Raw genomic sequence first — 18,859 nt, 5'->3', positions numbered from 1 at the left:
GTCCGATATCAATTGTGTTTAACCGATTGTGATACTGGTTACTAATGCGAAGCTAAGTTGCGAGACTGTCTGAGTAACTCGGCTTATCCCGGCTCTACATCGGCGTAGGAAGTGGTGGCGATGACGGCACCCAGCAAGGTTCCAGAAACCGCGCATGCTGCGATCAATGCAGCTCGAGGGCGTAAGTCTCGGAGGTTCCCGGTCAGCGACGGCGCGCCCGTCGAGGTCGTCGAGGACGGTCCGAGCATCGCGGGACGGCTCATGGGTCTCGCCGCGATGGCGACCATCAAGCCCTTCCTGACGGTGGGCAGCTACGCCCCCAAACTGCCATGGCCGTGGGGCGTGGTGGACTTCGCCGCGCGTGTCCTCAAGCCGGCGCCCGGCACCGTCCGCGCCACCATCGCGCTTCCGCACTGCACGGCGCAGCTGGTGCGCGCCGCGGGCGTGCTGCCCGCCGACGGCAAGCGCACTGTGATCCTCTACCTGCACGGCGGAGCCTTCCTGACGTGCGGGGTGAACACGCACGGACGTCTCGTGACCGCGCTGTCGAAGTGCGCCGATGCGCCGGCGCTGGTGGTGAACTACCGGATGATCCCCAAACACTCCGTGGGCACCGCGCTCGACGACTGCTTCGACGCGTACAAGTGGCTGCGCGAGACGGGCTACGAGCCCGAGCAGATCGTCCTGGCCGGCGACTCCGCCGGCGGCTACCTCGCACTGGCCCTCGCAGAGCGCCTGCAGGTGGGCGGCATCAACGGCTTCGTCCCCGAGACCCCCGCGGCGCTGGTGACCATGTCGCCGCTGTTCGAGATCGACAACGAGGCACGGGCGGACCACCCGAACACCCGCACCGACGCGATGTTCCCGCCCAAGGCGTTCCACGCCCTGGTGGAGCTGATCGAGGCCGCCGCAGCGCGCAGGGTCGTCGACGGCAGGCCCGAAGAGGTCTACGAGCCGCTCGACCACATCGAGCCGGGTCTGCCGCGCACGCTGATCCACGTCTCCGGTTCCGAGGTTCTGCTCAGCGATGCACGGAAAGCGGCTCGTCTGCTCGCGGCATCGGGCGTACCCGTCGAGGTGCGTATCTGGCCTGGTCAGATGCATGTGTTCCAGCTGGGCGCCCCCGCGGTGTCCGAAGCCGGCCGCTCGATCAAGCAGATCGGCGAGTACATCCGAGAGGCCACCTGGTAGCCGGCCGGCGGGCCTGACACGATGGACGTATGCGGATCGCCCGGCACGTCAGTGAGCTCATCGGTAACACGCCCCTGGTGCAGCTGAACTCGGTGACCCCGCCGGGCGCGGGCATCGTGGCAGCCAAGATCGAATACCTCAATCCCGGCGGCTCCTCGAAGGACCGCATCGCGATCAAGATGATCGACGCCGCGGAGGCCAGCGGAGAACTGCGACCGGGTGGCACCATCGTCGAACCCACCTCCGGAAACACCGGCGTCGGACTGGCGCTGGTGGCCCAGCAGCGCGGCTACAAGTGCATCTTCGTCTGCCCCGACAAGGTCAGCGAGGACAAGCAGAACGTTCTTCGCGCCTACGGCGCCGACGTCGTGGTGTGCCCGACAGCGGTGGCACCCGACGATCCGGCCAGCTACTACAGCGTGTCCAATCGCCTCGTCCAGGAGATCGACGGCGCGTGGAAGCCCGACCAGTACTCGAACCCGATGGGTCCGGAAAGCCACTACGAGACCACCGGGCCCGAGATCTGGGCCGACACCGATGGGAAGATCACCCACTTCGTGGCCGGTGTCGGAACGGGCGGCACCATCACCGGCGCAGGCCGCTATCTCAAAGAGGTCTCCGGTGGCCGGGTCAAGATCGTCGGTGTCGATCCTGAGGGGTCGGTGTACTCGGGCGGCACCGGGCGTCCGTACCTGGTGGAAGGTGTCGGTGAGGACTTCTGGCCGTCCGCCTACGACCCCTCGATTCCCGACGAGATCATCGCGGTCTCCGACGCCGACTCGTTCGACATGACGAGGAGGCTGGCCCGCGAGGAGGCGCTGCTGGTCGGCGGATCGTGCGGGATGGCGGCCGTGGCGGCCATCAACGTGGCCGAGCGCGAGGGCCCGGACGCACTCGTGGTGGTGCTGCTGCCCGACGGCGGGCGCGGCTACCTGTCGAAGATCTTCAACGACGGCTGGATGTCGTCCTACGGATTCCTCCGCAGCAGGCTGGACGGTTCGGTGGAGGAGCCGACGGTCGGGCACATCCTGAGGGGCAAGTCCGGGGCGCTGCCCGACCTCGTGCACACCCACCCGTCGGAAACCGTGCGCGACGCCATCGGGATCCTGCGCGAGTACGGCGTGTCGCAGATGCCCGTCGTGGGCGCCGAGCCGCCGGTGATGGCCGGTGAGGTCGCGGGCAGCGTCTCCGAGCGCGAGCTGGTCTCGGCGGTGTTCGAGGGTCGCGCGAAGCTGGCCGACGCTGTCGCCCAGCACATGAGTCCGCCTCTTCCGCTGATCGGCGCCGGCGAACTCGTCGGCGCGGCAGCCAAGACCCTTCGCGAATGCGACGCGGTGATGGTGGTGGAGGAGGGCAAGCCGGTCGGTGTGCTGACCCGCCACGACCTTCTCGGCTATTTGTCCGACGGCGCCACTCGCCGCTGAGGCGTGCCTGCGTAGATCTGGCAAACACCCCACGTCAAGATCGATTCGCGCGTGAAACCGCGGTTCGGTGGCCTACCTCAGGTAGGGTAAGCACGCTTGTTCCCAGCTGTGCGCGACCGGAGGGGCGTCCGTGATCGATCGATCGTCGATTGCCGGGCAGTACCAGTCGGCGCCGTCGAGCCGCCGTCCGGCGACGCAGCCGACCGAGGACATGGGCGCCAAATCTGTTGATCTGTGTGGCGCCGTCCATTACCTTCCAGGTCTGGAACTTCGGCTGCCGGCCAGGTATGGCGAGGTCCAGCACCGGCGCGCTGGTGACGAATGTTCGGGTGGTCAGCGGGAGGGCTTGGCAACCAAGAACTTTCGCGCTTTCGGCAGCGCTCCGGCAGGCCCGCGTCGTCGAGGGGGACATTCGCACACACCGCTGCCTGTGCCCGTCGCGGCACACCGGGCGGCAGAGCATCGCAAGCAGGACAATCGCAGACACGACGTTCGCAGACAAGACGATGGGGACGGTCTGCGCTCCGCTTCAACCGCGTTCGAGATCAGGAGAAATCGATGACAGAGAATCCGCCTCCCGGCGGCTATCCGCCGCCGCCTCCGGGTGGTTACCCGCCTCCGCCGCCTCCCGGTGGCTACCCCCCGCCGCCGCCCGGCGGTGGGGGCTACCCGCCTCCTCCGGGCGGCGGGTTTTCGCCGCAGGATCCCGGTGGCTATCAGCCGCCCGCCCAGGGCGGGTTCCCCCCGTCGGGTGGCTTCCCGCCCCAGGGTGGCTTCCCGCCGCCCCAGCAGGGCTATCCCCCGGTGGGCGGACCGCCGGGGTTCAGCGTCGGCGCCGCGTTCAGCTGGGCGTGGAACAAGTTCAGCAAGAACGCCGTCCCGCTGATCGTGGCGGCACTCGTCTTCGGTGTGGTGTTGATCGCCCTGCAGGGCATCATCAACGTCGTCCAGATGCTGGTATCGCCGGGTGACACCAGTTACGTCGCCGACGACAGCGGCCTGTCGTTCTCCTACGCCGCCACCGGCTTCGCCGGCATCCTGGTGTCGATCGTCGGATGGTTCCTATCGCTGCTCGTCACCGCGGCGATCCAGTCGGCCTTCCTCGGCGGAATCTTCGACATCGCCAACGGGCAGGAAGTCACCGTCGGGTCCTTCTTCCGGCCCCGCAACATCGCCAATGTCATCATCGCCGGGTTGATCGTCGGTGTCATCACGACGATCGGGATCTTCCTGTGCATCGTGCCCGGTGTGATCGCCAGCGTCATGCTGATGTTCACCACCATCGCGGTGCTCGACCGGAACCTGTCGCCGATCGACGGCATCAAGTCGAGCTTCGAGACCAGCAAGAACAACATCGGTCCCGTCGTGCTCACCTGGCTTCTCTGCGTTGCGGTGGTCTTCGTCGGCGCGATTCTGTGCGGCGTCGGGCTGCTGGTCGCGATTCCGTTGGCGGCGCTGATCCTGGTGTACACCTACCGGTCGCTCAACGGCGGATACGTCGCGCCTGCCCTGCCCTAGCCATGGGCTGAGTTCGACAGATCTGAAAGACAACGGCACCGTCCACGCGGCGGTGCCGTTGTTCGTTGTGGTACCGAGCGGACTGGTGACTGTGATGCACGATGTACGACTGCCGAGGGCGGCCTACACCCCATGGCTCGTCCGGGTCGTCGCGTCGGTGATCGACCTGATTCCCGTCGCGGTCGTGTGGGGGCTGTGGGAAGCCGTGACCATCGCAGGCGCCACCACGGACTGTGTCACCTACGACAACGGCGGAGTGGTGTGCACCGCAACCTCGTCGCCGGTGAACGACCTCGGCTTTGCGCTTGCGGTGGTGCTGACGGTCGGCTACCTCATCTGGAACTTCGGTCACCGGCAGGGCGCGGTGGGCTCAAGCATCGGCAAGTCGGCGATGAAATTCCAGGTGGTCGACCAGAAGACCTGGCGCCCGGTCGGATTCGCCACCTCACTGCTGCGGCAGGCCGTTCACCTCGTCGACGCGATTCTGTGCTTCGTCGGTTTCCTGGTCCCGCTGTGGGACGCCAGGCGTCAGACCCTCGCGGACAAGCTCATGAACACGGTGTGTGTGCCGCGACGTCCGGGCCGGGCCTAGCGAAACGCGCTGACCCCGGTCAGCGCCTCGCCGATGACGAGCTGATGCACCTCGGACGTGCCCTCGTAGGTGAGCACTGACTCCAGGTTGTTGGCATGCCGGAGCACGGGATATTCGAGCGTGATCCCGTTGGCGCCCAGCAGGGTTCGGCACTGACGCGCGATCTTGATCGCCTCGCGGACATTGTTCAGCTTGCCGACGCTGACCTGTTCGGGCCGGATCCTGTGCTCGTCCTTGAGCCGGCCCAGGTGCAGGGCCAGCAGCTGAGCCTTGGTGAATTCGACCGCCATGTCCGCGATCTTGGCCTGGGACAATTGGTAGCCCGCGAGCGGCTTGTCGAACACCTGGCGGCTCCCGATGTAGTCCAGTGTCGTCTCCAGGCAGTCGCGCGCGGCACCCACCGCGCCGAACACGATGCCGAAACGGGCTTCGGACAGACAGCTCAGTGGGGCCGACAATCCTTGCGCCTCAGGCAGTCTGGCGTCCTCGGGAAGACGCACGTCGTCGAGGGTGAACTCGGAGGTGATCGACGCCCGCAGCGACATCTTGTGCGTCATCTCCCGTGACGTGAAGCCGGGCGTCGACGTCGGCACCGCAAAGCCGACGACGCCTTCTTTCGAGCGTGCCCAGACGATCGCGACGTCGGCGATCGAGGCGTTGGTGATCCACATCTTGGAACCGTTGATGATCCAGTCCGACCCGTCCCGGCGTGCGGTGGTGCGCATCCCGCCCGGGTTGGAGCCGAAGTCCGGCTCGGTGAGCCCGAAGCAGCCGATCAATTCGCCCGCCGCCATGCCGGGCAGCCACTGCTCGCGCTGTTGCTCGCTGCCCCACCGGTGGATCGCGAACATCGCCAGCGAACCCTGCACCGACACCAGGCTGCGCAGACCGCTGTCGACCGCCTCCAGCTCCTGACACACCAGGCCGTAGGCCGTGGCCGTCGATCCGCCGCACCCGTAGCCGGTCAGGTGCATGCCCAGAAGGCCCAGCTTGCCGATCTCGACGGCGAGCTCGCGGACAGGGACCTGGCCCTGCTCGAACCACTCGGCGATGTGCGGGCGCAGACGCTGTTCGCCGAACTCGCGGACCATGGTGCGCAGGTCACGGTCTTCGGCGCTCAGCAGTGAGTCGAGGTCGAGGAGGCTTTCAATCGTCGTCGTCGAAGAGGTCGCCATCACCAAGTTCTACACCGCTAGCCTTGCGTCCATGAGTGAGCAGCGCAGCGCGGCCGACCACTATCGGGCCTTCGGTCCCGCGACCAGGGCCATCCACGCCGGATACCGGCCAGATCCGGCCACCGGGGTCGTCAACGCCCCCATCTACGCCAGCTCGACGTTCGCCCAGGACGGCGTCGGCGGGCTGCGCGGCGGATTCGAGTACGCGCGCACCGGCAACCCGACGCGCGCGGTGCTGGAGGCCTCGCTGGCCGCGATGGAGGGCGCGTCCTACGGTCGCGCGTTCAGCTCGGGCATGGCCGCCACGGACTGTGTCCTGCGGGCGGTGCTGCGCCCGGGTGACCACCTCGTCATTCCCGACGACGCGTACGGCGGCACCTTCCGGCTCATCGACAAGGTCTTCAGCCAGTGGGGGATCAGCTACACCGCCGTGGCGTTGACGGACCTCGACCGGGTGCGGGCCGCGGTCACCGACCGCACGAAGCTGGTCTGGGTGGAGACACCGACCAACCCGCTGCTGTCGATCGCCGACATCGCCGGAATCGCCGCGCTCGCTGCCGAGAAGAACGCGAAGGTGTTGGTGGACAACACCTTCGCCTCACCCGCTCTGCAGCAGCCGTTGGCGCTGGGGGCCGACATCGTCCTGCATTCGACGACCAAGTACATCGGCGGGCATTCCGACGTCGTCGGGGGAGCGCTGCTGACCAACGACGAAGCGCTCGACGACGCGTTCGCGTTCCTGCAGAACGGCGCAGGCGCCGTGCCCGGTCCGTTCGACGCCTACCTGACCATCCGTGGCCTCAAGACGCTGCCGTTGCGGATGCAGAAGCACAGTGAGAACGGCGCGGCGATCGCAGAGTTCCTCGACGGGCACCCCGCCGTGAGCACCGTGCTCTATCCCGGACTGCCGACACATCCCAACCACGAGGTCGCCGCCCGCCAGATGAGCGGATTCGGTGGCATGGTGTCGGCGCGGTTGCGCGGAGGCCCGCAGGCCGCGCGTGACTTCTGCGCGCGGACGGATATTTTCATCCTCGCCGAGTCGCTGGGTGGGGTGGAGTCACTGATCGAGTATCCGGGCGCGATGACGCATGCCTCCACCGCCGGTTCGCAATTGGAGGTGCCCGACGATCTGGTCCGGCTGTCCGTCGGCATCGAGGACGTCGCCGACCTGCTCGGCGACGTCGAGCAGGCTCTCAGTTCCCTCGGCTGAGCTTGACCAGCGCCTGACGGACCGCGGATGCGGTGACTGCCAGGTTCACCTCGGGCATCCCCGCAGGGGACTCGTCGACCCAACTGCCGCCGGCGATCTCACCCGCGCGGGCGTGCACCCAACGCCAGCCGCGGTCATTGAGACTCAACAGCGCGCCCAGCCCGTCGACCGCGTGGAGCAGGGTGATGATCGCGGCCGTCGCGGGCGGCGGTGGAGTGCGGTCGAACAACGCCGCCAAAAGCGCCGCTCGCGCCGCCCCCACCCGCTCCCGGTTTGTCAGCGGAAACGAATGGACGCGCCGCCCCACCAGTCCGGCCGGCGCAACGGCGGGACGGATCTGGCCGCTCTCCTCGAGGTGTGCGACGAGCCGCTCCTGGGCGTCCCTTCCGAGCTTCTTGATGGCGCTCTCCGGGCGCCGCGGCTTGGCCAGCAGCAGCTCGAACGCCGCTGCCAGCACCGGATCCATCGGTCCTGCCGCCTCCAGCGCCACCAGCCGGCCCGGCTTCGCCGCCTCGCCGTCGACGGCCGGTCGCACGCGGCAGGCAAAAGCCAGATCGAGCAGCGAGGCGGCCGCGAGGACGTGATCGCGGCGGGGGGCGTCGATACCGGGCTGGGCGGACGCGTTGTCCACCAATAGGAGAAACAGGTCCTCGGCGATCTGGGCCACGCGGCCGAGACTAACGCGGGGGTGGCGCGACCTCAGCCGTGGTAGGGCTCGGCACTGACCAGCGTGACCTTGACCGTGCTGCCGCTGGGCACGGTGTAGGACCGGGACTCGCCGACCTTGGCGTCGATCAGGGCGCCGCCCAGCGGAGAATTCGGCGAGTACACCTCGAGCTTGCCGTCGCTGACACCCTGCTCGCGGGTGCCGATCAGGAACGTCTCGGTGTCGTTCTCATCGTCGTCGTAGTAGACCTTGACCACCGAGCCGGGCAGCGCGATGCCGGACTGCTTCGGGGCCTCGCCGACCTTGGCGTTGTTCAGCAGCTCCTGGAGCTGGCGGATGCGCGCCTCTTCCTGTCCCTGCTGCTCACGGGCGGCGTGGTAGCCACCGTTCTCGCGCAGGTCGCCTTCTTCGCGGCGGTCGTTGATCTCGGCGGCGATGACAGGGCGGTTGAGGATGAGCTGATCGAGTTCGGCCTTGAGCCGGTCATAGGACTCTTCGGTCAGCCAGGTGACCTGGGTGTCGGTCATGTCGCGCTCCTGTCGTCGTTGGCTTCCGCGCTTGTCGGCAGTGGAAGGTTGTAGAAATCTCGGCACGGGGCCGGGGGCTGGCGTGTGTATCGCCGCGGGCGAGCGTCGGTTCTGAGCTCCAAATGCAGCAATACACGGCCCCAGCAGGAACCGTGTATCGGCCAATGGTAGCACCGACGGGCAACCCGGAATTCACGATTTCGCCGGCGAACGTTGGGGGAGCGTCTGCCGGTCAGGGCTCCACGAGGTAGCCGGGAACGTCGGTTCCGCACCCGTAGACGTCGCCGATCACGGCCGGTCTGCTCGACTTGACCACGGTGGTGACCTGCACTGTCGTCGCTGTCGACGGCGGCACCAACACCTCGCGGCGGCCGGTCTCCTCGCCGTCGTAGGAGCGTGAGCGGACGATGCATACCGCCGGCTCGGCGGGGTTGTCGCGCGTGACGCTGATCGTCACCTCGACGGTGTGCGGATCGACGACGCGATACCCACCGAGTTCACCCTTGACGTCGCCGGAGCCGAACCGGGTGAAGGCCACGGCGGCGATGGCCACGCCGGTGATCACCACGAGCGCGGTCAGCCCGATGACGATCCAGCGACGGGCGCGCCGGCTCAGTCGCTGCTGCCCGTAGCGGGCGGTCGGACGGTCGATCATCTCGTTTTGCATGCCCGTCGGTCGGATGGGTCTACTAGACCTGGAACTATAGGGCCCACTCCCGTGGTTGAACTTCTGCGTGAGTGGCGAAGCGGATGACCAGCTGAGAAGGACCAGGTTGAGCGAACTGCGGTTGATGGCCGTGCACGCGCACCCGGACGACGAGTCCAGCAAGGGCGCAGCGACGATGGCGCGTTATGCCGACGAGGGCGTGCGCGTCAAGGTGGTGACCCTCACGGGTGGGGAGCGCGGTGACATCCTGAACCCGGCGATGGACCTGCCCGAGGTGCATGGGCGGATCCATGAGATCCGGATCGACGAGATGGCCAGGGCCGCCGAGATCCTCGGCGTCGAGCAGCACTGGCTGGGATTCGTCGACTCCGGCCTGCCCGAGGGCGACCCGCTGCCCCCGCTGCCGGAGGGGTGCTTCGCGCTGGAGCCCCTTGAGGTGCCGACCGAGGCCCTGGTGCGGGTGATCCGCGAGTTCAGGCCGCACGTGATGACCACGTACGACGAGAACGGCGGCTATCCGCATCCCGATCACATCAAATGCCATCAGGTGTCGGTGGCGGCCTACGAAGCCGCGGCCGACCACATGCTGTACCCGGACGCCGGCGAACCGTGGAGTGTGAGCAAGCTGTACTACAACCACGGCTTTCTGCGGCAGCGGATGCAGGTGTTGCAGGACGAGTTCGCCAAGAACGGCGAGGAGGGCCCGTTCGCCAAGTGGCTGGAGAAATGGGATCCCGATGACGACCTGCTCACCAAGCGCGTGACCACGCGCGTCGAGTGCGCGAAGTATTTCGCCCAGCGTGACGACGCGTTGTTGGCGCACGCCACCCAGATCGACCCCAACAGTTTCTTCTTCACCACTCCGATGGAATGGCAGCAGCGGCTCTGGCCGACCGAGGAGTTCGAGCTGGCCAGGTCCCGGGTTCCGGTGATCCTGCCCGAGACCGACCTGTTCGCCGGGATCGAGGGCCACGATGGGTGACATGCTGACGCTGGGTATGGACCTGATGACCGGCGTGCTGGCCCAGGAGGGGCCGCGCCAGACCGGTCCCGATTTCGGTAAGGCCAGTCCGTTCGGCCTGATCATCGTGATTCTGTTGCTGATCGCGGTCTTCCTGCTCGTGTGGTCGATGAACAAGCATCTGCGCAAACTGCCCAAGTCCTTCGACACCGAGGATGCGCCGGCGGTCACCGACGCCGTCGACCCGGACGTCACCACCGACAACCCGGCCGACGGGACGAAACGTGAGTCGGGCTGACGGCTCGTCGAACACGCTCGCCGGCTCCACCAGCCCGTATCTGAGGCAGCACGCCGACAACCCGGTGCACTGGCAGCAGTGGTCCGCCGACGCGCTGGCTCTCGCGGCCGAACGCGACGTGCCGATCCTGCTGTCCATCGGATACGCGGCGTGCCACTGGTGCCATGTGATGGCCCACGAGTCGTTTGAGGATGCCGAGGTCGCGGCAGTCGCCAACCCGAACTTCGTCTGCATCAAGGTCGACCGCGAGGAGCGGCCCGACCTCGACGCCGTCTACATGAACGCGACGGTGGCGCTGACCGGGCAGGGCGGCTGGCCGATGACCTGCTTCCTGACTCCCGACGGGCGGCCGTTCTTCTGCGGCACCTATTACCCCAAGCCGAGTTTCCTGGAGCTGCTCGCCGCGGTGACCGACACGTGGCGCACTCGCCGTGCCGACGTGGAGGCGACATCGGAGAACATCGCGGGTGAGCTGCGCGCGATGGCGTCGGGACTTCCGGGCGGCGGGCCTCCGGTGCGGCCCGAGATGTGCGACGACGCGGTGGCCGCCCTGCTGCGCGACGAGGACACCGCCAACGGGGGGTTCGGTACCGCACCGAAGTTCCCCCCGTCGGCGCTGCTGGAGGCGTTGCTGCGCAACCACGAACGCACCGCGGCGCGTGCGCCCCTGGAGACGGTGACTCGTGCCTGCGAGGCGATGGCGCGCGGCGGGATCTACGACCAGCTGGCCGGCGGTTTCGCGCGGTACAGCGTCGACGCGTCCTGGGTGGTGCCGCACTTCGAGAAGATGCTCTACGACAATGCCCAGCTGCTGCGGGTCTATGCGCACTGGTCGCGAGTCACCGGAGAACCGTTGGCGCGCAAGGTTGCCGACGAGACCGCGCGATTCCTGCTCGGCGATCTGCGTCGCGGCGCGATGTTCGTCTCGTCGCTGGACGCCGACGCCGCGGGCGTCGAAGGTCTGACCTACGTCTGGACGCCCGGCCAGCTGGACGAGGTGCTGGGTTCCGACGACGGTGGTTGGGCGGCAACGGTTTTCGGAGTCACTGAGGCGGGTACTTTCGAGGCCGGCGCGTCGGTGCTGCGTTTGCACGCCGATCCCGTGGACGCCGAACGGTTCGAGCGGGTGCGCGCTGCGTTGCTGGACGCTCGGCTGGCCAGGCCCCAACCCAGCCGCGACGACAAGGTGGTGACCGCGTGGAACGGCCTGGCGATCACCGCCCTGGTCGAGGCTGCCTTCGCGCTCGACCGTCCCGAATATCTGCGCGCCGCAGCCGAATGCGCCCGCGCGATTCTCTCCCTGCACCTGGTGGACGGCCGATTGCGCCGCTCCAGTCTCGACGGTGTGGTCGGTGACAGCGTGGCGATCCTCGAAGACCATGCTGCGCTGGCGACCGGGTTGTTGACGCTGTATCAGGCCACGGGGGAGCGGGCATGGCTCGATCAGGCGACCGGGCTGCTGGATCTGGCACTCCGGCACTTCGCCGAACCCACCGAGGCCGGCCGCTGGTACGACGTGGCCGACGATGCCGAGCAGTTGGTGCTGCGACCGTCCGATCCGATCGACGGCGCCACCCCTGCCGGGGCGTCGCTGGTGGCTGAAGCCTTGCAGCTGGCAGCACATTTGGCTCCGGAAGCGGATGCGCCGCGGTATGCGGCCGCTGCCGACGCGACGCTGGGGGCGGCCACTGTGCTGCTGGCCCGTGCGGCCCGCTCGGGCGGGCATTGGCTTGCGGTCGCCGAGGCTGCGGTGCGCGGTCCGATCCAGATTGCCGTCGCGTGCGAGAGTGCCGACTCCGAACTGCTGGCCGCCGCCCACCGGCTGGCACCCGGCGGCGCCGTCGTCGTGGGCGGCGAGCCGGACTCGTCGGAGCTGCTTCGCGACCGGCCCCGGGTCGGGGGTGCCGACGCCGCCTATGTGTGCCGGGGCCGGGTGTGTGACCTGCCCGTCACGACCGTCGCGGATCTCGCTGCCGCGCTCGGAGCGTCCGTGTAGCCTGCCGCACATGAGCTTCGAGCCCGATGTCTTGCAAGGTTTCGTCCAGCGCTACCTGGACACGGTCGGCGGCAGCAGCGCTGACGAGGTGGCCGCGCTCTATGCCGAGGACGCCACGCTCGAGGATCCGGTGGGCGGCGGGGAAGTGCACATCGGACGTCAGGCCATCGCCGGCTTCTACAAGAACCTGGAGGGCGCCGACGTCAAGGCGGAGTTGCTGAGCTTCCGTGCGGGCGGGCACGAGGCGGCCTTCCTGTTTGCGATCACCGTCGCCGGCGCCATGCGGATCGAGCCCATCGAGGTGATGACATTCAACGGCGACGGCCAGATCACGTCGATGAAGGCCTACTGGGGTCCGCAGAACATCACCCAGCTCTGACTCCCATTTCCGCGAGCGTGCGTGTCTGATGCCGACACGCCGCGCCGGACGCGAAGAAAGCGCACGCTCGCGCCGTAGGGCGGCTCAGAAGACGGCGAACCACATCGCGATGTAGTGGCAGATCGCCGCGACCGCTGTGCAGGCGTGGAAGAACTCGTGATGCCCGAACGTCGTGGGCCACGGGTTCGGCCACTTGAGCGCGTACAGCACACCGCCGATGCTGTAGAGCGCTCCGCCGACGATCAGCAGCACCACCGCCGCGACACCGGCGCCGTGCATGATCGGCACGATGAACCACGCCGCCACCCAGCCCAGCAGGATGTACAGCGGCACACCGAGCCACCGCGGCGCCGAGGGCCACAGCATCTTCAACGCGACGCCGGCCAGCGCGCCACCCCACACGATCCACAGCAGGGTCATGCCGCTGCGCTCGGGAAGCGCCAGGAGCGCGAAGGGCGTGTAACTGCCGGCGATGAACAGGAAGATCATCGAGTGGTCGGCACGCTTCATCCACGTGCGAGCGGTCGGCGACGTCCAATTAACCCGGTGGTAGACGCCGCTGACGGTGAACATCGCCACAATCGTCAGCGTGTAGATCAGCGTCGCGACACCGGCCCGCGTCGACACCGCCGACCACGACACCGCGACCAGCGTGGCGCCGCAGACGACCGCGATCGCCGCGGAGTAGACGTGGATCCAGCCCCGCAGCCGCGGCTTGCCCAGGAATTGGGCGACGCCCTCGGCGAGGGCTTCGGGCAGATCCTCCGGGTCGTGGGGCTCGCCGAGCCGATCCGGGCCGGCGGTACCCACCTGCTGCGAAGACCGAGACATGTCACCTCCGCTGACTCGCTTGGGCAATCCCTGCGCCACAGTAGTCTGGACAATCGTGGACCTCATTCCGCGCCGTCTCAAGGAGCCGATGTACCGGCTCTACGAGATGCGGCTGCGTCAGGGGCTCACGCCGGCGCGCTCCGAACTCCCGCGCCACATCGCCGTGCTGTGTGACGGCAACCGGCGCTGGGCGCGTGAACTCGGACACGACGACGTCAGCTACGGCTACCGCGTGGGAGCCCACAAGATCGCCGAGATGCTGCGCTGGTGCCACGAGGCCGGCATCGAGATGGCCACCGTGTATCTGCTGTCCACCGAGAACCTGCAGCGGGATCCCGACGAGCTGGCATCGCTGATCGAGATCATCACCGAGGTGGTCGAGGAGATCTGCGCACCGGCCAACCAGTGGAGCGTGCGGTCTGTCGGTGACCTCGAGCTCCTCGGTGAGGAACCGGCGCGCCGCCTTCGTGAGGCGGTCCGGTCGACCGGCGGGAACGGGAGCGGCTTTCATGTCAACGTCGCCGTCGGATACGGGGGGCGGCAGGAGATCGTCGACGCCGTCCGCGCCCTGCTCGGCAAGGAGCTGGCCAACGGCGCCACCGGCGAGCAGTTGATCGAAGCCGTGACCGCGGAGGGCATCTCGGAGAATCTCTACACCTCAGGGCAGCCCGACCCGGACCTGGTCATCCGCACGTCCGGCGAGCAGCGGCTCTCCGGCTTCCTGCTCTGGCAGAGCGCCTACTCGGAGATGTGGTTCACCGAGGCGTACTGGCCGGAATTCCGCCGCGTGGATTTCCTGCGCGCCCTGCGCGATTACAGCGCCAGGCATCGACGCTACGGCCGCTGAGGTAGCCAGTCGTGATCGCGCTGTCCGCCCTGGTGTTCGCACTGAGCTGGTGGCTGGGGCTGTACCTGCTGGCCCGTGACCCGCGCAAGCCGATGCTTGTGCTGGCGTCGATCGGGCTGACGAGCTTCGCCCTCGTCGTGGCGCTCGACGCGGTCCGGGTGGTCAGCGCATCCGATCTGCTGAGCGTCGTCGAGATCTACCTCGTTGCGGTGCCGGGCATCGCCTGGTTCGCCGTGTTGCTCGAAATGTCGCGGCCGCGCGACAACTGGCGCAGCCGGGCCGGCGAGGTGGGGCTGGTGACGGGCGCAGCGACCGTCGCGTTCGTCGGCGCGACGATGGCGGGCGGCGTCGAGGGCCCACTGCGGCTGGGCCACTGGGTGATGTTCGCCGCCGTCTCGGTGCCCGCGCTCGGTGCGATGGTCTACGCGGTCGTCCGCCGTTCGCAGCCGAGGCCGGTGGTGGGGTTCATCGTGGTCGCGACACTGTTCTTCGCGCTCGGTAACGCCATCCTGGTGATTCCGCTCGGGCTCGTGCCCAGCTGGCTTGCGCTGGCGTCCACCGGGTTCGACGTGGCGCTGCTCGGCGTTGCCGTGGCCATCGGGGACGCGTTCGACGAGGGGCAGGCGCTGCGCAAGGACATGCGGCGCTCGTTCGTCGGCACGATGGCCGTCGCCGTCCTGTTCGGTGCCCAGTTGCTGATCGGGATCGCGGTCGCCGGGCGTAGCACCACGCTGGTCGCATTGTTGTTCTCCAGCCTCGGGATCGCGATCACGATCAACGTGCTGGCCGATCCGCTGGCGGGGGTGCTGGACCGCGTCGCGTTCTTCCGGTCTCCCGACCTGCGCGCCGACCGCGCTGCGCTGCGCGGCACCGAGGCGGCGCTGCCGCTGCGGTCGGCAAGTCCACTCGACGGCATGGACGAGGACACCTTCGTCCGCGTGACGAGGCGCGCACTCGGCCACTACGGCGATCTGTCCAAGCTTGTCGCCAGCCCGCTCACCGCGCTGCCCGCCATCGACGAGCGGCTGGCGCGCCGGGGCGCCCCGGACCAGCCGCTGGAGCGCGCCAACGAGCTCCGCGCGCTGCTGGCCGAGCGGATCGCCGGACTCAAACCGCGCGACGGCAACGACTTCGGCACCACCGAGCAGTGGCGGCACTACAACTCGCTGTACTTCCCCTACGTCGTGGGCGTGCGCGCCTACGCCCAGAACGCCACCGCCGCCGGTCTCGACCCCGCGGCGCGGCAGGCGTGGCAGTGGTTCGTCACCGAGGTCCCGCAGCGCTCGCTGCACAACTGGCAGAACGCGGCCGCACGCGTCATCGCCACCGATCTGAGAAGCAACCTCGTCACCGTTCGCTAGTGCTCTGACCTGGGCCTGGCAGTAGTTGGCAGTATCCGGCGTCGATCTGGCAGTGCCCGCTGCGAACCATCGATGGCATGACCACGTTCACCACCCGGCACACGCCGGTCAGCCAGTCGGATGCGCAGCTGCTGCGCGTCGCGATGCGCGCCGACGCCACGATGTGCGCCGGTATCGGTCTGTTCGCCGCGATGGCCGCCGATCATCTGTCGCGACTGTCTGGGCTGACGCCGACCGCGGAGTGGGCTGCCGGCGCCGCGCTCGTCGCCTACGGCGCACTGCTCTACAGCCTGGCCCGGGTGCGTGACATCCGGCGCGTCGGGATCGGCGTACTCGCCGCCAACGTGGCCTTCGCGGTGGCGATCGCAGTCGTCCTCGCGGCGGGATGGCTACCGCTGACGCCGTTCGGCACCGCCACGATCCTGGCCTTCACCGCCGGCGCGGTGGGCTTCGCCTACCTGCAGTACCTCGGGGTGCGCCGCCTGGCGCCACCCCGACCGTGACCGGTCCGGAGTCGCCGTCTGAGAGGTCATGGCGTCGACTCCGGTACCGCCCGCATCACCCACCCCCGATGAAAGGAATCACCCATGACCGCCACGATCTCCTCCCGGCTGGCCGAGTCCACCGATTCGCTGCTGCGTTTCGTGATGCGCGCCGACGCGGTGCTGAGCGGACTCACCGGCATCGCGCTGGTGCTCTTCGCCCACCAGGTGGCCGAAATGTCAGGCACGACGGCGGCGATCGAGTACACCGTCGGCGCATCGTTCATCGTGTTCGCCGTGGCCGTGTTGGCGCTCGCCGCGCGGCCGTCGATCCGCACGTCAGGGCTGATACTGGCGGTCGGCAACGCGCTGTTCAGCGTGGCCACCGTGGTCGTGGTGGTGGCGGGAGTGTGGCCACTGACCACCACCGGCGTGGTGTTGGTCCTCGGAACCGGCGTGTACACGCTGGTGATGGCCGAACTGCAGTATCAGGGTGTGCGACGCATCAGCCGGTGACGTCGCCTACAGCTTGCGCAGACGCAACCGGTTGATCGAGTGATCGGAATCCTTGCGCAACACCAGCGTGGCCCGCGGCCTGGTCGGCAGAATGTTGTCGATCAGGTTGGGCCGGTTGATCGAATGCCAGATGTCGCGGGCGGCGAACACCGCCTGCTCGTCGGTCAGCGTGGAGTAGTGATGGAAGTGCGAGGCCGGGTCGGCGAATGCGCCGGCCCGCATCGACAGGAACCGCGAGACGTACCAGCCCTCGATGTCCTCGATGCGCGCGTCGACGTAGACCGAGAAGTCGAACAGGTCGGACACCATCAGGGCGGGGCCTGTCTGCAGGACGTTGAGCCCCTCGAGAATGAGGATGTCCGGATGCTTGATGACCTGCTTCTCGCCGGGCACGATGTCGTAGAGCAGGTGTGAGTACACCGGCGCACATGCCGCGTCGGCGCCCGACTTCACGGCGGTGACGAAGCGCATCAGGCCTCGACGGTCGTAGCTCTCCGGAAAACCTTTGCGGTGCATAAGGTTTCGGCGATTCAATTCGGCGTTCGGGTAGAGGAAGCCGTCGGTGGTGACGAGATCGACGCGGGGGTGGTGTTCCCAGCGCGCCAGCAGCGCCTGCAGCACGCGGGCGGTGGTCGACTTGCCCACCGCAACGCTGCCCGCGACGCCGATGACGAAGGGCACCGGGCGGTCCGGATTCTGTTGCGGCTCACCGAGGAAGTTCGACGTCGTCGCGAACAGCGCCTGCCTGGCCGCCACCTGGAGGTGGATGAGCCGGGCAAGGGGGAGATAGACCTCTTCGACCTCGAGCAGGTCGATCTTCTCGCCGAGGCCCCGCAGCCGCACCAGTTCGTCCTCGGTCAGCTTCAGCGGCGTCGACATGCGAAGCGCACGCCATTGCGCCCGGTCGAACTCCACGTAGGGGCTGGGTTCGCTCAGCCGCGCCATGAGCCCAGTGTTGCAGCTAGCGTATGAGGACATGGACTTAGGTATCGATTCCGGGGCGTCGAGCACCCTGATCCGTGAATACCTGTTGCTCGGACTGCGCTTCGACAAGCTCGAGGAAGGCTACGTCGACTCGTTCACCGGCGACCCCGCGCTGCGGCGCGCAGTGGAGGCGGAGCCGCGCCCGGACCCCGCGGATCTGGTGCGGCAGGCCGAGCGGCTGCGCAGTGAGCTGCCTGCCGGCCTGGACGACGCGCGTGCCGCGTTCGTGGGCTCGCATCTGCGGGCGCTGGCCTGCGCCGGACGGAAGTTCGCCGGCCAGGAGGTCGGCTTCGTCGACGAGGTCGAGGCGTACTTCGACGTCCGGATCGCCAAGGGCGACCCCGAGCGCTACCGCGAGGCGCACATCAAGCTGGACGACGCGCTCGGGGGCACCGGCCCGCTCGCCGAGCGGATCCAGGCGCACCGGGCGGCCGAGGAGATCCCACCGGCCCGCCTGGAGGAGGCAATCCACGCCTTCTCCAGCGAGTTGCGTGATCGCGTCCGGGCCACTTTCCCGCTCCCTGCCCGCGAGACCATCACCTACGAGGTGGTGACCGACAAACCGTGGTCGGGGTTCAACTACTACAAGGGTGACTACCAGTCGACCGTCGCGGTCAACGCCGACCTCAAGCAGCAGATGTCGAACCTGCCCCGGTTGGTGGCCCACGAGTCCTATCCGGGCCATCACACCGAGCACTGCCGTAAGGAAGCCGGTCTCGTCGAGGGCAAGGGCCAGGCGGAGCAGACGATCTTTCTGGTCAACACCCCGCAGTGCCTGATGGCGGAGGGGCTGGCCGACCTCGCGCTCTACGCCGCGGTCGGACCGGCGTGGGGGAGTTGGGCATCCGACATCTACGCCGATCTCGGTCTGCGGTTCGACGGCGCACGGGCCGAGACCATCTCCGAGGCGACGGCGGCGTTGGCCGATGTCCGCCAGGACGCGGCGCTGATGCTGCACGACGAACACCGCGACGTCGACGACGTCGTCGCCTTCCTCAAGCGCTGGCTGCTGGTCGACGACGACCGTGCCCGCCAGATGCTGCGCTTCCTGTCGTCGCCGCTGTGGCGCGCCTACACCAGCACCTACGTCGAGGGGTACCGCCTGCTGCGCGGCTGGTTGGACGCCAGGCCGGACGGCGTCACGCTGACCCAGCGCTTCGGCACCTTGCTCGACGAACCGCTGATCCCGTCGTCGCTGCGAGCCGCGTAACTGGCGCCGATTTCTGCACC

Annotated in this window: 20 protein-coding genes; 14 read left to right on the top strand and 6 right to left on the bottom strand. The window is 68.1% G+C overall.

Features of this window, described 5'->3' with window-relative positions:
• The first annotated feature begins 120 nt into the window (after window positions 1-120).
• The 4 genes from EL337_RS21900 to EL337_RS21875 all read left to right on the top strand — a co-directional run bounded on the left by EL337_RS21900 (window position 121) and on the right by EL337_RS21875 (window position 4,725).
• Window positions 121-1,191 (top strand): alpha/beta hydrolase fold domain-containing protein, encoded by a 1,071-nt coding sequence (locus EL337_RS21900; protein WP_048635259.1) that lies wholly within the window; start codon window positions 121-123, stop codon window positions 1,189-1,191.
• A 29-nt stretch (window positions 1,192-1,220) separates the two neighbouring features.
• A complete protein-coding gene (locus EL337_RS21895) occupies window positions 1,221-2,615 on the top strand; it encodes a cystathionine beta-synthase (protein WP_048635231.1) in 1,395 nt (464 codons plus the stop codon).
• 558 nt (window positions 2,616-3,173) lie between these two features.
• On the top strand, window positions 3,174-4,133 hold the full coding sequence (locus tag EL337_RS21880) for a DUF2189 domain-containing protein (protein ID WP_048635230.1): 960 nt from the start codon (window positions 3,174-3,176) through the stop codon (window positions 4,131-4,133).
• 94 nt (window positions 4,134-4,227) lie between these two features.
• Window positions 4,228-4,725 (top strand): Rv1078 family RDD domain-containing protein, encoded by a 498-nt coding sequence (locus EL337_RS21875; RefSeq protein WP_048635258.1) that lies wholly within the window; start codon window positions 4,228-4,230, stop codon window positions 4,723-4,725.
• Here EL337_RS21875 and EL337_RS21870 read toward each other — a convergent pair.
• On the bottom strand, window positions 4,722-5,900 hold the full coding sequence (locus tag EL337_RS21870; protein WP_048635229.1) for an acyl-CoA dehydrogenase family protein: 1,179 nt from the start codon (window positions 5,898-5,900) through the stop codon (window positions 4,722-4,724). The two genes, EL337_RS21875 and EL337_RS21870, sit on opposite strands and share 4 nt — an antisense overlap.
• A gap of 31 nt (window positions 5,901-5,931) precedes the next feature.
• On the opposite strand from EL337_RS21870, the gene EL337_RS21865 reads away from it, so the two are divergent.
• A complete protein-coding gene (locus EL337_RS21865) occupies window positions 5,932-7,113 on the top strand; it encodes a cystathionine gamma-synthase (protein WP_048635228.1) in 1,182 nt (393 codons plus the stop codon).
• Here EL337_RS21865 and EL337_RS21860 read toward each other — a convergent pair.
• From EL337_RS21860 to EL337_RS21850, 3 genes are all read right to left on the bottom strand, one after another.
• Entirely contained in the window at window positions 7,097-7,780 is a 684-nt protein-coding gene (locus EL337_RS21860; RefSeq protein WP_048635227.1) for a GOLPH3/VPS74 family protein, read from the bottom strand. The two genes, EL337_RS21865 and EL337_RS21860, sit on opposite strands and share 17 nt — an antisense overlap.
• 32 nt (window positions 7,781-7,812) lie before the next feature.
• Window positions 7,813-8,307, bottom strand: coding sequence for a transcription elongation factor GreA (gene greA, locus EL337_RS21855; protein WP_048635226.1), 495 nt, complete (start codon window positions 8,305-8,307; stop codon window positions 7,813-7,815).
• 232 nt (window positions 8,308-8,539) lie between these two features.
• The gene (locus tag EL337_RS21850) at window positions 8,540-8,962 is read right to left on the bottom strand and encodes a DUF4307 domain-containing protein (RefSeq protein ID WP_048635257.1); all 423 of its coding nucleotides are present in this window, start codon (window positions 8,960-8,962) and stop codon (window positions 8,540-8,542) included.
• Window positions 8,963-9,080: 118 nt separating this feature from the next.
• Here EL337_RS21850 and mca point away from each other — a divergent pair, with 118 nt between their 5' ends.
• The 4 genes from mca to EL337_RS21830 are packed head-to-tail and all read left to right on the top strand — an operon-like array spanning window position 9,081 to window position 12,608.
• Complete coding sequence (gene mca / locus EL337_RS21845) at window positions 9,081-9,956, top strand: mycothiol conjugate amidase Mca (RefSeq protein WP_048635225.1); 876 nt, start codon at window positions 9,081-9,083, stop codon at window positions 9,954-9,956.
• Window positions 9,949-10,233 (top strand): hypothetical protein, encoded by a 285-nt coding sequence (locus tag EL337_RS21840; protein WP_048635224.1) that lies wholly within the window; start codon window positions 9,949-9,951, stop codon window positions 10,231-10,233. Before mca ends, EL337_RS21840 begins: the two co-directional genes overlap by 8 nt.
• Window positions 10,220-12,229: a thioredoxin domain-containing protein gene (locus EL337_RS21835; protein ID WP_048635223.1), complete on the top strand. Its 2,010-nt coding sequence runs from the start codon at window positions 10,220-10,222 to the stop codon at window positions 12,227-12,229. Before EL337_RS21840 ends, EL337_RS21835 begins: the two co-directional genes overlap by 14 nt.
• A gap of 10 nt (window positions 12,230-12,239) precedes the next feature.
• The gene (locus EL337_RS21830; RefSeq protein WP_048635222.1) at window positions 12,240-12,608 is read left to right on the top strand and encodes a nuclear transport factor 2 family protein; all 369 of its coding nucleotides are present in this window, start codon (window positions 12,240-12,242) and stop codon (window positions 12,606-12,608) included.
• A gap of 84 nt (window positions 12,609-12,692) precedes the next feature.
• Here the strand turns inward: EL337_RS21830 and trhA are convergent, their stop codons facing one another.
• Window positions 12,693-13,439 (bottom strand): PAQR family membrane homeostasis protein TrhA, encoded by a 747-nt coding sequence (trhA, locus tag EL337_RS21825; RefSeq protein ID WP_048635221.1) that lies wholly within the window; start codon window positions 13,437-13,439, stop codon window positions 12,693-12,695.
• A gap of 55 nt (window positions 13,440-13,494) precedes the next feature.
• Between trhA and EL337_RS21820 the strand changes: the two genes are divergently transcribed.
• The 4 genes from EL337_RS21820 to EL337_RS21805 all read left to right on the top strand — a co-directional run bounded on the left by EL337_RS21820 (window position 13,495) and on the right by EL337_RS21805 (window position 16,645).
• Entirely contained in the window at window positions 13,495-14,286 is a 792-nt protein-coding gene (locus EL337_RS21820) for a (2Z,6E)-farnesyl diphosphate synthase (protein ID WP_048635220.1), read from the top strand.
• 11 nt (window positions 14,287-14,297) lie between these two features.
• A complete protein-coding gene (locus tag EL337_RS21815; RefSeq protein ID WP_048635219.1) occupies window positions 14,298-15,647 on the top strand; it encodes a hypothetical protein in 1,350 nt (449 codons plus the stop codon).
• A 77-nt stretch (window positions 15,648-15,724) separates the two neighbouring features.
• A complete protein-coding gene (locus EL337_RS21810) occupies window positions 15,725-16,150 on the top strand; it encodes a hypothetical protein (RefSeq protein WP_048635218.1) in 426 nt (141 codons plus the stop codon).
• An 84-nt stretch (window positions 16,151-16,234) separates the two neighbouring features.
• Entirely contained in the window at window positions 16,235-16,645 is a 411-nt protein-coding gene (locus EL337_RS21805; protein ID WP_048635217.1) for a hypothetical protein, read from the top strand.
• Between the two features lie 6 nt (window positions 16,646-16,651).
• Here EL337_RS21805 and coaA read toward each other — a convergent pair whose 3' ends face one another.
• Window positions 16,652-17,590: a type I pantothenate kinase gene (coaA, locus tag EL337_RS21800; protein WP_048635216.1), complete on the bottom strand. Its 939-nt coding sequence runs from the start codon at window positions 17,588-17,590 to the stop codon at window positions 16,652-16,654.
• A gap of 31 nt (window positions 17,591-17,621) precedes the next feature.
• Between coaA and EL337_RS21795 the strand changes: the two genes are divergently transcribed.
• Window positions 17,622-18,839, top strand: a complete 1,218-nt coding sequence (locus EL337_RS21795; RefSeq protein WP_048635215.1) for a hypothetical protein — start codon at window positions 17,622-17,624, stop codon at window positions 18,837-18,839.
• The last annotated feature ends 20 nt before the right edge of the window (window positions 18,840-18,859 follow it).

This window comes from Mycolicibacterium aurum (assembly GCF_900637195.1).
Lineage (GTDB): Bacteria > Actinomycetota > Actinomycetes > Mycobacteriales > Mycobacteriaceae > Mycobacterium > Mycobacterium aurum.
The sequence above is the reverse complement of the archived record's forward strand: the minus strand, read 5'-3'. Positions and strand labels throughout refer to the sequence as shown.